The organism is Erwinia oleae (genome assembly GCF_000770305.1).
GTDB classification, from domain to species: Bacteria; Pseudomonadota; Gammaproteobacteria; order Enterobacterales; family Enterobacteriaceae; genus Erwinia; species Erwinia oleae.
Genome location: NZ_JNVB01000038.1, coordinates 1 through 12,913, shown reverse-complemented (window position 1 = coordinate 12,913; position 12,913 = coordinate 1). Strand labels below are relative to the sequence as shown.

The 12,913-nt window shown below is 56.5% G+C and carries 12 protein-coding genes and 1 pseudogene; 12 read left to right on the top strand and 1 reads right to left on the bottom strand.

Features of this window, described 5'->3' with window-relative positions; all coding sequences use genetic code 11:
- The first annotated feature begins 100 nt into the window (after nt 1-100).
- From anmK to pdxY, 5 genes are all read left to right on the top strand, one after another.
- On the top strand, nt 101-1,216 hold the full coding sequence (anmK, locus tag GS12_RS13145) for an anhydro-N-acetylmuramic acid kinase (protein WP_034947783.1): 1,116 nt from the start codon (nt 101-103) through the stop codon (nt 1,214-1,216).
- Nucleotides 1,217-1,282: 66 nt separating this feature from the next.
- Complete coding sequence (locus GS12_RS13140; RefSeq protein ID WP_034947865.1) at nt 1,283-1,585, top strand: MliC family protein; 303 nt, start codon at nt 1,283-1,285, stop codon at nt 1,583-1,585.
- 23 nt (nt 1,586-1,608) lie between these two features.
- Nucleotides 1,609-2,265, top strand: coding sequence for a pyridoxamine 5'-phosphate oxidase (gene pdxH / locus GS12_RS13135; protein WP_034947781.1), 657 nt, complete (start codon nt 1,609-1,611; stop codon nt 2,263-2,265).
- Nucleotides 2,266-2,377: 112 nt separating this feature from the next.
- Nucleotides 2,378-3,652 carry a tyrosine--tRNA ligase gene (tyrS, locus tag GS12_RS13130; RefSeq protein ID WP_034947778.1) on the top strand — a complete coding sequence of 425 codons (1,275 nt, stop codon included), beginning with the start codon at nt 2,378-2,380 and terminating at the stop codon, nt 3,650-3,652.
- 62 nt (nt 3,653-3,714) lie between these two features.
- Complete coding sequence (gene pdxY / locus GS12_RS13125) at nt 3,715-4,575, top strand: pyridoxal kinase PdxY (protein ID WP_034947775.1); 861 nt, start codon at nt 3,715-3,717, stop codon at nt 4,573-4,575.
- Nucleotides 4,576-4,629: 54 nt separating this feature from the next.
- Here the strand turns inward: pdxY and dtpA are convergent, their stop codons facing one another.
- Nucleotides 4,630-6,093: a dipeptide/tripeptide permease DtpA gene (dtpA, locus tag GS12_RS13120; RefSeq protein WP_034947862.1), complete on the bottom strand. Its 1,464-nt coding sequence runs from the start codon at nt 6,091-6,093 to the stop codon at nt 4,630-4,632.
- 466 nt (nt 6,094-6,559) lie between these two features.
- Between dtpA and GS12_RS13115 the strand changes: the two genes are divergently transcribed.
- The 7 genes and pseudogenes from GS12_RS13115 to GS12_RS13085 all read left to right on the top strand — a co-directional run.
- Nucleotides 6,560-7,579 carry a methionine ABC transporter ATP-binding protein gene (locus tag GS12_RS13115; protein WP_034947770.1) on the top strand — a complete coding sequence of 340 codons (1,020 nt, stop codon included), beginning with the start codon at nt 6,560-6,562 and terminating at the stop codon, nt 7,577-7,579.
- Complete coding sequence (locus GS12_RS13110) at nt 7,572-8,240, top strand: methionine ABC transporter permease (RefSeq protein WP_034947768.1); 669 nt, start codon at nt 7,572-7,574, stop codon at nt 8,238-8,240. The genes GS12_RS13115 and GS12_RS13110 overlap by 8 nt, the downstream gene beginning before the upstream one ends.
- Before the next feature lie 18 nt (nt 8,241-8,258).
- On the top strand, nt 8,259-9,062 hold the full coding sequence (locus tag GS12_RS13105; protein ID WP_034947765.1) for a MetQ/NlpA family ABC transporter substrate-binding protein: 804 nt from the start codon (nt 8,259-8,261) through the stop codon (nt 9,060-9,062).
- 446 nt (nt 9,063-9,508) lie between these two features.
- Entirely contained in the window at nt 9,509-10,522 is a 1,014-nt protein-coding gene (locus tag GS12_RS13100; RefSeq protein ID WP_034914592.1) for a quinone oxidoreductase family protein, read from the top strand.
- Nucleotides 10,519-10,956: a PaaI family thioesterase gene (locus GS12_RS13095; protein WP_034947762.1), complete on the top strand. Its 438-nt coding sequence runs from the start codon at nt 10,519-10,521 to the stop codon at nt 10,954-10,956. The genes GS12_RS13100 and GS12_RS13095 overlap by 4 nt, the downstream gene beginning before the upstream one ends.
- Nucleotides 10,953-12,593, top strand: a complete 1,641-nt coding sequence (locus GS12_RS13090; RefSeq protein WP_034947758.1) for an ABC transporter substrate-binding protein — start codon at nt 10,953-10,955, stop codon at nt 12,591-12,593. The genes GS12_RS13095 and GS12_RS13090 overlap by 4 nt, the downstream gene beginning before the upstream one ends.
- A gap of 2 nt (nt 12,594-12,595) precedes the next feature.
- Nucleotides 12,596-12,913, top strand: a pseudogene (locus GS12_RS13085) (ABC transporter permease); the annotation flags it as partial.

Here is a 12,913-nt window from a genome sequence, read left to right as displayed (position 1 = left end):
CAGCCAGTTTAAAAATGCACAGTTAATCATAGAATTGACGCGCTAATTTTGCGAATCTGTAGGGCGGATGCTTTGAATACCGTTACCCTGAAGGCAAATAATGAAATCGGGACGTTATATAGGCGTTATGTCAGGCACCAGCCTGGACGGCGTCGATGTGGTGCTGGCCGCCATTGATGAACGGATGGTGGCGCAGCAGGCCAGCTACTGCCATCCTTTTCCTCCGGCGCTGAGGGAAGACGTCCTGGCGATCTGCCAGGGGCAGTCGCTGACGCTGTCGCAAATGGGGCAGCTCGACTGCCGACTGGGTCGGCTGTTCGCTGAAGCGGTACAGATCCTGTTGCACCAGCAGGGATTAGGTAAAGAGGACATCACGGCCATCGGCTGCCACGGACAGACGGTGTGGCATGAGCCTCAGGGCGAAGCGCCGAATACGCTGCAAATCGGCGATAACAATCAGATCGTCGCCCTCACCGGCATTACCGTCGTCGGTGATTTTCGCCGCCGTGATATGGCGCTTGGCGGACAGGGCGCGCCGCTGGTTCCCGCTTTTCATCAGGCGGTTCTGATGCATCCTGGCGAGCGGAGAATGGTGCTGAACATTGGCGGCATCGCTAACCTGTCGTTGCTGATACCGGGAAAAGTCGCGGGTGGCTATGATACCGGCCCCGGCAATATGCTGATGGACGCCTGGATCTGGCGTCATCAGGGTGTCGGCTACGATAAAGACGGCGCATGGGGAAGCGGCGGCACCGTGGTCTGGCCGCTGCTTCAGCAGATGCAGGCCGATCCCTGGTTTGCGCTTCCGGCCCCCAAATCCACCGGCAGAGAGTATTTTAATCTGGCATGGATCGCGCGACAGCTGGCCCATTTTCCCGGCCTTGCGCCGCAGGATGTGCAGGCGACGCTGGCCGAACTGACCGCATCCACCATTGCGGAGCAGGTGAGTTTAAACGGCGGCTGCGAGCGACTGCTGGTATGCGGCGGCGGCAGCCGTAATCCGCTGCTGATGACGCGACTGGCAGCGCATTTATCGGGCACCCAGGTCATGACCACCGACGAAGCGGGCATCAGCGGCGATGATATGGAAGCGCTGGCCTTCGCGTGGCTTGCCTGGCGTACGCTTTCAGGCCTGCCCGGCAATTTGCCCTCGGTGACCGGCGCGCGCGAAGCATCGGTCATTGGCGCAATTTTCCCCGCCAACCGTTCGCGCTAAATACCGTTTTGTCCGCTGCGCAGGTGACGGGCAACGTTGACACAACATGGAGAATTTATGAAATTGCTGCTTCCGGGCCTCGCCCTGATTTTACTGTCGGGCTGTAGCTACTTCCAGCACGAGCAACAGACGCCGCAAACGCTGCATTATACCTGCGGCACGCTGCCGCTGACCGTGGTGCAGGACAATGTGCGTCAGGAGGTCAGTATGATCCTCGACGGCACGCCGCTGACGCTTAAGCAGCAGATTGCCGCGTCAGGTACGCGCTACAGTGACGGAAACTATGTTTTCTGGTCAAAAGGGGACGAGGCGTTTATCGAACGCAACGACAAAGTCATCATCAACGATTGCCGCCTGAACCACGGCTGATTTTCTGAGCAGAAGGCATTGCGATGAACGAGAGCGATAATTTACAACTGATTGCGCACATGCGCCGCCAATACATTCGCGGTGGTCTGCGGCGCGGCGATCTGCCTGCCGATCCCCTGGCGTTATTTGAAAAATGGCTGAACCAGGCGGTAGAAGCACAGCTTCCCGATGCCACCGCAATGAGCGTGGCAACGGTGGATGCCTCCGGCCAGCCCTGGCAGCGTATCGTGCTGCTGAAGCATGTCGATGCACGCGGCATGGTATTTTATACCAATCTCGGCAGCCGCAAGGCACACCATCTGGAGCACAACCCGCGCATCAGCCTGCTTTTTCCGTGGCACATGCTGGAGCGTCAGGTCATGGTGGTGGGACGGGCCGAAAAATTGTCGATGCTGGAGGTGATGAAATACTTTCACAGCCGCCCGCGCGACAGCCAGATCGGCGCATGGGTATCAAAGCAGTCGAGCCGCATCTCCGCGCGCGGCGTGCTTGAAAGTAAGTTTCTTGAGCTGAAGCAAAAGTTTCAGCAGGGCGAGATCCCACTGCCCAGTTTCTGGGGTGGTTTTCGCATCACCATCGACTCCATGGAATTCTGGCAGGGCGGCGAACATCGCCTGCATGACCGCTTTTTTTATCAGCGCGAAGAGGACGGCTGGAAAATCGACCGTCTTGCACCGTGAAACCATGAAATAATCCCCTTAAGCGCTGGCACAGAGCGAGCCGGCGCTTTATTCTGTACGCCTTATTTTTCCCGAACACGCAACGGGTCGATGTATCAACATGGAGTCTCAGATGGCCAGCAGTAACCTGATTAAACAATTGCAAGAGCGAGGGCTTGTCGCCCAGGTAACGGACGAAGACGCGTTAGCAGTACGACTGGCGCAGGGGCCAATCGCACTCTATTGCGGTTTCGATCCGACAGCCGACAGCCTGCATCTGGGACATCTGGTGCCGCTGCTCTGCCTGAAACGTTTCCAGGATGCCGGTCACCGCCCGGTGGCGCTGGTGGGCGGCGCAACGGGGTTGATCGGCGATCCAAGTTTCAAGGCAGCCGAACGCAAGCTGAACACCGCAGAGACGGTCAACGAATGGGTTGATAAAATCCGTCATCAGGTGGCGCCTTTCCTGAATTTTGACTGCGGTGAAAACAGCGCCGTCGCCGCCAACAACTACGACTGGTTTGGCAGCATGAACGTGCTGACTTTCCTGCGCGATATCGGTAAGCACTTCTCCGTGAACCAGATGATCAACAAAGAAGCGGTGAAGCAGCGTCTGAACCGCGACGATCAGGGCATTTCTTTTACCGAGTTCTCCTACAATCTGCTTCAGGGTTACGACTTTGCCTGCCTGAATGAACGCTATGGCGTGGCGCTGCAAATCGGCGGTTCCGATCAGTGGGGCAATATCACCTCCGGCATCGATCTGACGCGGCGTCTGCATCAGAACCAGGTCTTTGGTCTGACCGTGCCGTTGATCACCAAAGCGGACGGCACCAAATTTGGCAAAACCGAAGGTGGCGCGGTCTGGCTCGACGCGAAGAAAACCAGCCCGTACAAGTTCTACCAGTTCTGGATCAACACCGCCGATGCGGACGTTTACCGCTTCCTCAAATTCTTCACCTTTATGAGCACGGAAGAGATTGCCGCGCTGGAAGAAGACGATAAAAACAGCGGCCGTGCGCCGCGCGCCCAGTACGTGCTGGCCGAACAGGTTACCCGTCTGGTACACGGCGAAGCAGGGCTGGCGGCCGCGCAGCGCATCACCAACAGCCTCTTTGCAGGCAGCCTGAGCGAGATGACCGAAGCGGACTTCGAACAGCTGGCGCAGGACGGCATGCCGATTGTTAAGCTGGCGCAGGGGCAGGATCTGCAACAGGCGATGGTCGATGGCGAGCTTGCGCCGTCGCGCGGCCAGGCGCGCAAGCTGATTGACTCTAAAGCGGTCAGCATCAACGGCGAGGTGCAGCTTAATGCGGACTATACGTTTGAGCAGGACGACCGTTTGTTTAACCGCTTCACGCTGCTGCGTCGCGGCAAGAAAAACTACACGTTGATCGTCTGGCAGTAACGGACGTTTTTTCGGGCCGGTTCGTCCGGCCTCTCTTCAGGGCAGGTTGTTCGGATTTACCCATGAAAAATATACTTTCGATTCAGTCTCACACCGTTTTCGGCCATGCCGGCAACAGCGCCTCCGAATTTCCTATGCGGCGCATGGGCGCAAACGTTTGGCCGCTCAATACCGTGCAGTTTTCCAACCATACGCAGTACGGCCACTGGACCGGCGTGGTGATGCCGGCAACGCATCTGACCGACATTGTGAAAGGCATTGCCGATATCGACCGGCTCAGGACCTGCGATGCGGTGCTCAGCGGTTATCTGGGGTCGGCGGAGCAGGGCGAGCAGATCCTGGAAATCGTGCGTCAGGTTAAGGCGGCCAATCCCGACGCGTGGTACTTCTGCGATCCGGTGATGGGCCATCCTGAAAAAGGCTGCATTGTGGCGCCGGGCGTGGCGGAATTTCACGTCAGCGCCGCGCTGCCCGCCAGCGACATTATCGCGCCAAATCTGCTTGAGCTGGAGATGCTCAGCGGTGAGACGGTGGCCGATGTCGACCAGGCGATTTCCGCCGCGCGCGCGCTGATCGCGAAGGGGCCCAACGTGGTGCTGGTAAAACATCTGGCGCGCGCAGGACGTCGCAGCGATCGCTTTGAAATGCTGCTGGTGACCGCAGACGAGGCGTGGCATATCGACCGTCCCCTGGTGGACTTTGGCGTGCGTCAGCCCGTGGGCGTGGGCGATCTGACCAGCGGTCTGCTGCTGGTGGATTTGCTGCACGGTAAAACGCTGCGCGATGCGCTGGAGCACGTCACGGCGGCGGTATATGAAGTGATGTTAAAGACGCATGAGATGGGCGAATATGAGCTTCAGCTGGTGGCGGCGCAGGATCTGATTGCCAACCCGCAGCAGCATTTCACCGCGGTTCAACTGTAGTTTTCGTTTTCCCCGCACCATAAGAAAAGGCGACCTGCGGTCGCCTTTTTTCGATTAACCTTGCGTCATCCGATTAAGCTTAGGCGCGGCCAACAGCATCAGCAGCGCTATCACGCCGGTGACGATACCGATTTGCAGAAAGACGTCGCCGTAAACGTGCAGCGACTGAAGCGGATCGGTAATGTTTTCCGGCACCGCCATCAGGTTCGCCACTTTTCCGGCAATCATCGCCGCGCCTGCGGTAGTCAGGAACCACGATCCCATGATAAAGCCCATCAGGCGCTGCGGCACCAGTTGCGCAACCATTGCCAGACCCAGCCCGGAGATCATCAGTTCGCCCGCACTCTGCAACGCATAGCTGAGGATCAGCCAGCTCACAGACACAATACCCAGCTGATTCGCGAATTTCGCGCCCACCGGCAGCACCAGAAACGCGACAGCGCAGAGGATCATACCCACCGCAAATTTATGCGGCATGGGCAGGCGATCGCCCATTTTGTTGTACGCCGCCGCCAGCAGCGGACTGAAAATCATAATCCAGAACGGGTTCAGCGCCTGAAACTGTTCTGGCTCAAAAGTCAGCCCGAAAATGCTGTGCTCAACGTTACGAATGGCAAAAAAGTTCAGTGAGGTGGGCATCTGCATATAGAGCACGAAGAATACAATTGCTTCAACCATCAACAGGAAGGCGACGATCATCTTACGTCGCGCGGCGCCGTGAAGCGTAAAGGCTTCTTTGGCGAACACCAGCACGATGCCCAGCGCAATCACCCCCAGTACCATACGCGCGATGGTCTGATTATGCAGCAGCCAGGTGGAAAGCGTAATCAGCACCACGATGCCCACCAGCGTAGCCAGCAGCTTGCCGATGCGCAGCGGGGCGAAGTCGGGTTTGGAGCCGTACTGGTGTACCCACCTGCGGCAGATCATAAAGTTAACCAGCGTGATAAGCATGCCGACAAAAGACAGCGAGAAAGCCACGCTCCAGCCGAATTTTGCCGCCAGCCAGGGCGTGGCCAGCATGGAGAAGAAGGAGCCGATGTTGATCGCCATGTAATACATGGTGAAAGCGCCGTCGAGGCGCGGATCGTTCTTGTCATAACAGGTGGAAAGCAGGGAAGAGGGATTGGCCTTGAACAGACCGTTACCCACGGCAATGGTGGCCATGCCGACGTAGACCAGCGTGACGTCATGCCCTGACCAGGCGACCAGCCCGTAGCCAACCGCCAGCACCAGCGTGCCCAGGACGATAACGCGCTTGGTGCCCAGCACTTTGTCGCCGAGCCAGCCGCCAATGGCGACCATGCCATAAACCAGCGCACTGAAGGAGGTGAAAAGCGAAATGGACTGACCTTCGGACATCCCCAGCATTTTCACCAGGTAGACTGCCATAATGCCTTGCAGTCCGTAAAATCCGAAGCGTTCCCAGAGTTCGATCGAGAAAATCAGATAGAACGCTTTAGGTTGTTTAAAAGCATTGAGGCTAGGCGCCTCGGTATGTTTGTTTGCAGTTGACACTGATACCTCTGTATTACGTAGCCTGATGCGACCAAAAAAAGCGTCGTCTTCGTACAAGGTGGGCATTCGCCGCATGATTATAAGATGGGAAAAACGGCGGTTAATTTCGCCGATCGCGCGGCGGCAGGCAAGTGTTTTTTCATATATCGTCAAAGGCGCCGCGCATAGCGTTAACAGGAGGTGTTGGGTTTGTTATTCAGATATAAATTTCAGGGTGCAAAAATAAAACAGAATTATTTGTGATGACCTTATGACCACATTTCGCCTGTTTTCGCACCGTTTTTCCGCCGCCGTCACGGCAGGAACAATTTTGTGACGGCTTCAATTCCTTTTGGCTATATCTCATTTCTTTAAAGTCTTTTTCAGGACTTTCATCGCTCCCTACTATCGCGGCAATGCAGAATGCTAATAATGCAGCAAAAATAATCAGTTCAATGAATCTCCATATAATTTCAACAGGCTACAAATGATCGTTCTACGTCATGTATCGAAATCATTCGCCACCCGCACCGGCACCATTGCCGCCGTTGACGATGTCAGTTTGCAGGTTGATGAAGGACAAATATACGGCATCGTCGGCTACAGCGGCGCGGGTAAAAGCACGCTGATCAGGCTGTTAAACGGGCTGGAAAAACCCACCAGCGGCAGCGTGATGATTTCCGGACAGGACATTGCGCAGGCAAAAGGCGAAGCGCTGCGTACCGCCAGGCTGAAAATCAGCATGGTTTTTCAGCACTTCAACCTGCTATGGTCACGAACCGTCAGCGAAAACATCGCTTTTTCGCTGCAAATTGCCGGCGCGCCAAAAGCGGCTATCCGGGCGCGGGTAAAAGAGCTGATTGCGCTGGTCGGGCTGACCGGTAAAGAAGACGCTTATCCCTCAAAACTCAGCGGCGGCCAGAAGCAGCGCGTCGGCATCGCGCGGGCACTGGCGAATAACCCGGAAGTCCTGCTCTGCGATGAAGCCACCTCGGCGCTGGATCCGCAAACCACCGACGCCATTCTTGATCTGCTGCTGGACATTAATCGTCAGCTTAATTTAACCATCGTGCTCATCACTCATGAGATGTACGTGGTGCGGAAAATCTGCCATCGCGTGGCGGTGATGGAAAACGGACGCATTGTGGAAGAGGGCGAGGTACTGTCGGTGTTCACGCATCCTCGCGAGGCGGTAACGCGTCAGTTCGTGCGGCAGACCGGGGAGTCCGGCCACGCGCCGTTCAATCCGCATCTGGTCGATCGGGCCAGCGGCGCGGTACTCAAACTGACCTTCGTCGGCCAGACCACGCAGCGACCGGTGGTGGGTGAGCTGACGCTCAAGTATGGCCTGACGTTTAACATTCTGCACGGCACTATGACGCAGACCGCACAGGGCACCTTTGGCGAGCTGTGGCTCCAGGTGGCCGCACGCGGCGCGCAGCTTGATGCCATTCTCACCGATCTTCATGCTTACGCGATCGCGACCGAGGTGGTGACCCATGATTGAAACATTATTTCCCCACCTGCGGCCTGAACAGCTGTGGGACGCCACCCTTGAGACGCTTTATATGACGGCGCTCTCTGGCCTGGCCACCTTTGTATTGGGCATTCTGCTGGGGCTGGCGCTGTTTTTGACCGCGCGCAACGGCATGTTCCAGAACCGTCTGATCTATTCAACCATCTCAGTGGTGGTCAATGTTTTTCGCTCCATCCCTTTTATCATTTTGATTGTGCTGCTGATCCCGTTCACCAAAACGCTGATCGGTACCATTCTCGGCGCAGACGCAGCGCTACCGGCGCTGATTGTCGGCGCGGCGCCTTTCTATGCGCGGCTGGTGGAGATTGGCCTGCGCGAGGTGGATAAAGGGGTGATTGAAGCGTCGCGATCGATGGGTGCGCGTATCGGCACGCTGATTTTCCGCGTGCTGCTGCCGGAATCCTCGCCGGCACTGGTGTCGGGCATTACGGTGACGCTGATTGCGCTGGTGAGCTACAGCGCCATGGCGGGCGTCATCGGCGCGGGCGGATTGGGGAACCTGGCCTACCTGGAAGGGTTTCAGCGTAACCACAGTGACGTCACGCTGGTGGCAACGCTGATGATCCTGGTGATCGTTTTTATCATTCAGTTTTTAGGTGATGTTGTTACAACACGGCTCGATAAACGTTAACTTCTGAGGGAATGCAACATGAAAAGAACACTGACACTGCTGGCGGCGGCGACGCTCAGCCTGAGCGCATGGGCAGATACGCTGACCGTTGGCGCGTCGAACGTGCCGCATGCCGAAATACTTGAACAGGCGAAGCCGATTCTGGCAAAACAGGGTATCGATCTGGAAGTCAAACCGTTCCAGGACTACATCCTGCCGAACACCGCGCTGGCCAGTCGCGACATCGATGCGAACTACTTCCAGCACATTCCCTATCTGAACAGCGTGCTGAAAGATCACGCGGGTGATAAGAGCTACGATTTTGTCAGCGCGGGCGCGATCCATATTGAGCCGATTGGTATCTACTCCAAAAAGTATAAGTCCCTGAAAGATCTGCCGCAGAATGGCCGCGTGATCATGCGTGATGCGGTGGCGGAAGAGGGACGCATCCTCTCAATCTTTGAAAAAGCGGGCGTGATTAAACTGAAACCGGGCGTCAGTAAAGTTGACGCGCGCATCAGCGACGTCGTCGAAAACCCTAAACACCTTAAGTTCCTGGCCAACGTTGAAGGCGCACTGCTGCCGCAGATGTATAACAATGACGAAGGAGATGCGGTGGTGATCAACGCCAATTACGCGATTGATGCCGGGCTTGATCCGGTTCACGATCCGATTGCGGTGGAAAGCGGTGAAAACAACCCGTATGCAAACATCATTACCGTGCATCGCGGCGATGAGAATAAGCCGGATATCAAAGCGCTGGTGAGCGTGCTGCATTCGAAACAGATTCAGGACTGGATCCGCACCAAATACAAAGGCGCGGTGATCCCGGTGAATAATTGATAAAACAGGCCGGGAAACCGGCCTTTTTTTATTTTACAGGCAGTATGGCAATAACGGCATTGAGCATTTTATCGGACAGCATTCCGCCTCAGATCAACTCTCTTCAGTAAACTCTCGCTTATTTTTACAGAGTTCAATAACGCGGCAAAACAACAAAACTGCATTTATTAAGGCGTAAATGACTTATTCATTTTTCACGTTAGGTTTGCCGTTATTCTTTATTTACCTTTTCCGGTGATGGCGGAATAGTGATGTCATTATATTAAAAGACAACGGGGGTAATGCCCTCAAGCGCTGACATGGCCGCGTCGGCACGACGTCCCGCCATTGTTTAACCTGCGAACAGTGATAAATAAATAAGACAGACGCAGGATGGCGTGTTGATATTTTTTGTCCGTCGCAACGGTGGCGACGCCAGAACTTTTTAATTTAATGACGGGGAAATAATGAAAGCTATTGTGTTGAGAGAGCACGGCACCAATGACGTTTTGCGCCTTGAGAAAAACTTTCCCGATCCGCAACCCGGCCCACAGGATGTTATTATTCAGGTTAAGGCCTCCTCGCTTAACTATCACGATATATTTACCCGCCGCGGCATGCCCGGCATTAATTTACCCTTGCCGGTAATTATTGGCCTCGACGTCGCCGGCGAAGTTATTGCCGTGGGCAGCGAGGTGACGCAGTGGCGTCCGGGCGACCGCGTGCTGGCCGATCCGATCAATCGCGTGGACGGCGGACTGCTGGGTGAAACCACGCACGGCGGCCTTGCCGAGCGCTGTCGGATACCTGCCCACCAGCTTATCGCGCTTCCGGATACGGTGTCGTTCGCCGAAGCGGCCGCGCTGCCGGTCGCTTATGGCACCGCGATGCGAATGATGCAAACCATCGGCAACGTGCGTGCCGGGGAGAAAGTACTGATCCTCGGCGCCAGCGGCGGCGTCGGCGTATGCTGCGTACAGCTGGCTAAACTGGCGGGCGCCTGGGTTATCGCCTGCGCGGGCAGTGAAGAAAAAGCGCAGCGGCTGCGTGAGCTCGGGGCGGATGAAACCATCCTCTATCGTGAAGAAGACTTTATGAAAACGATCTTTGCCCGCCACGGCAAACCGTCGCGCCGACGCAGTGCGGACGAACCGGGCGGGGTGGACGTGGTGGTGAATTTTACCGGCGGCGATAGCTGGGTGAAGTCTTTGCGGGTACTGCGCGTTGGCGGCAGATTGCTGACCTGCGGGGCGACGGCGGGCTTCGCGCCGCAGGAGGATATTCGTTATATCTGGACGTATGAACTGCGCATTCTCGGCTCAAACGGCTGGGAACGTGAAGATCTGACGACCCTGCTGGCACTGGTTGCCAGCAAAAAATTGCGCGTGGTGATCGACAGGCAGTGGCCGCTTGAGCAGGGCGCGGAGGCGCTGGCCTCACTTGAAGCGCGCCGCGTGTTCGGCAAGGTGGTGGTGGGATGACGCGACAACTCTCTCACGCGGAACTTGAGACCGCCTTCAGAAACTCACCCTTTATTCATTTCCTTAACCTTCAGATTGAAAAAATCGACTATCAGCATGAAACGCTGATCGTCCATGTGCCGATGCGTGCCGAATTTGAACGCAAGGCGGGCAGCGGACAGTGGCACGGTGGGCCGCTGGCATCGGTCATTGATACCGTTGGCGACTTTGCGCTGGGCATGCTGCTCGGCCAGGGACTGCCCACCATTAACTTTCGCGTTGATTACCTCCGTCCAGCCATTCATACCGATCTGCGCGTTGTCGCCTGCGTGAGACGCAGCGGCCGCAGCGTGGGCGTGGCGGATGTTGATGTTTTTAACCAGCAGGGGCAACTGCTGGCGATTGGCCGGGCGAGCTATGCCACATCGGTCATTGTTAACGAGGGGAAAATATGATTATCGATCGTCAACGTCGCCGCCTGCTCACTCTGACGGGCGCAGGCGCAGTGCTCGCAACCGTGGGGAAAATCAAAGGTTTCTCCCTGGTCGGTAATGCGGTAGCGGCAGACTTAGCAGTCAAGACGCCGAGGCGCGGCGGTACGCTGGTTATCTCGTGGGGCGGGCTTGAGCCACAGGCGCTTTACGTGCCGGGCGGCGGCGGTTCTGCCCCTTTTCAGACCTCAACCAAAATTCTTGAGCGGCTGCTGAAACTGGATAACAACCTCGTCTTTCAGCCTGCGCTGGCCGAATCAATAACGCCTTCCGACGATTTCAAAACCTGGACGCTCACGCTGCGTCAGGGGGTGAAATGGCACGACGGTCAGGACTTTACCGCCGACGATGTGGTGTTCAACGCTATCGAACACTGGAAGGCGCTCTCGGCGGGGATCGCGCTTAAATCGCTGGAAAAAGCCGAAGCGGTAGATCCGCATACCGTTAAGCTTTACTTCTCCGTGCCGGTGCCGGCCTTCTTCCTGAAATCAACGCTGGCCGGACAATATCAGCTGGTGCTGCCCAAACATCTCTACGCCGGGCGGGATATCCTCACCAACCCGGCGAACAATCGCCCCATCGGCACCGGCCCATGGCGCTATGGCAACTGGGTTCGGGGCAGCTATGTTGAGTACGCGCGCAATGAGCACTATTGGGGGGCCGGGCAACCGTGGCTGGACAAATTAATCGTTCGTTGGTGGGGCGATGCGGCCTCACGTACCGCCGCGCTGGAAACCGGCGAGCTTTCCGTAGGCTATTCAAACCCGGTGCCGGCGCGTGAAATTGATCGGCTGGTGAAAAGCGGTGATGTCGTGCTGGATACGCGCGGGTATGAGAACTCCGCCTGGACCGTGACGGCGGAATTCAACCAGCGGCGCGAAAACGTGAAGCGCCGCGAGGTGCGTCAGGCGATTCTGCATGCCATCGATCGCCAGTTTATTATCAACACTATTTACTTTGGTCGTGGCAAAGCCGCCGTCTCGCCGATATTCAGCAGCAACAGCCTGTTTTTCACTGCCGATGTCCCGCAGTATCCGTTCGATCCCGAAAAAGCAAAACAGCTTCTTGACGCGGCGGGTTTACCAGAGAAAAACGGCACGCGCTTCACCGTTAACCTGCTTGCGGCGGCCTGGTTCGAAGAGAACGCCAGACTGGGACAGTATCTTAAGCAGGCGCTGGAAGATATCGGCATTGCCGTGCGACTCGACTCGGTCGATCGCGCCACGGCGCTGAAACGGATCTACAGTGATTATGACTACGATATCGCCCTCTCTAACTTCACCGCGCCCATTGAGCCTGTCCCCACCGTCACGCAATTTTTTACCACCGACGGCATTGTCAAAGGCGCGGCGTTTCGCAACGCCACCGGCTACAGCAGCCCTGAAATGGATAAGCTGGTCGGGGAGATCACCATCGAAACCGACGAGACAAAGCGAAAAACGCTGATCCACCAGTTTGCGCATCTCGCCAGTACCGATGTTCCTATTGTGCCGCTGATAGAAATGCAGTCATTTACCCTGGCGCGCAAAAACGTTCGTCAGTTCACCACCGATGCGAACGTGCAGGGCACCTCCCTTAACGACGTCTGGCTGGCGGAGTAGTTATGTTGCGTCTCATTCTGCGTCGCCTCGTCCAGGGAATACCGCTGCTCTTTGGCGTGGTTATTCTTAATTTTGCGCTGATGAAGCTGGTGCCCGGCAGCCTGCTTGATGTGATGACGGCAGAACAGCAGGTTACCGATCCGGCGATGATCGCGCGGCTTCGTCACCTCTACGGCCTTGATCAGTCGGCGTGGGCGCAGCTGCTGCACTACCTTGGCGCCGTTCTTCAGTTCGATCTCGGTTATTCGTATCGGCAAAACATGCCGGTGGCGGCGGTGATCTTTGCGCATCTGCCCGCCACGTTAATTCTGATGCTGGCC

Coding starts and splice junctions, on each gene's coding strand:
- anmK (WP_034947783.1), top strand. CDS start 101: ATGAAATCGGGACGTTATATAGGCGTTATGTCAGGCACCAGCCTGGAC.
- pdxH (WP_034947781.1), top strand. CDS start 1,609: ATGAACGAGAGCGATAATTTACAACTGATTGCGCACATGCGCCGCCAA.
- tyrS (WP_034947778.1), top strand. CDS start 2,378: ATGGCCAGCAGTAACCTGATTAAACAATTGCAAGAGCGAGGGCTTGTC.
- pdxY (WP_034947775.1), top strand. CDS start 3,715: ATGAAAAATATACTTTCGATTCAGTCTCACACCGTTTTCGGCCATGCC.
- GS12_RS13115 (WP_034947770.1), top strand. CDS start 6,560: ATGATCGTTCTACGTCATGTATCGAAATCATTCGCCACCCGCACCGGC.
- GS12_RS13110 (WP_034947768.1), top strand. CDS start 7,572: ATGATTGAAACATTATTTCCCCACCTGCGGCCTGAACAGCTGTGGGAC.
- GS12_RS13105 (WP_034947765.1), top strand. CDS start 8,259: ATGAAAAGAACACTGACACTGCTGGCGGCGGCGACGCTCAGCCTGAGC.
- GS12_RS13100 (WP_034914592.1), top strand. CDS start 9,509: ATGAAAGCTATTGTGTTGAGAGAGCACGGCACCAATGACGTTTTGCGC.
- GS12_RS13095 (WP_034947762.1), top strand. CDS start 10,519: ATGACGCGACAACTCTCTCACGCGGAACTTGAGACCGCCTTCAGAAAC.
- GS12_RS13090 (WP_034947758.1), top strand. CDS start 10,953: ATGATTATCGATCGTCAACGTCGCCGCCTGCTCACTCTGACGGGCGCA.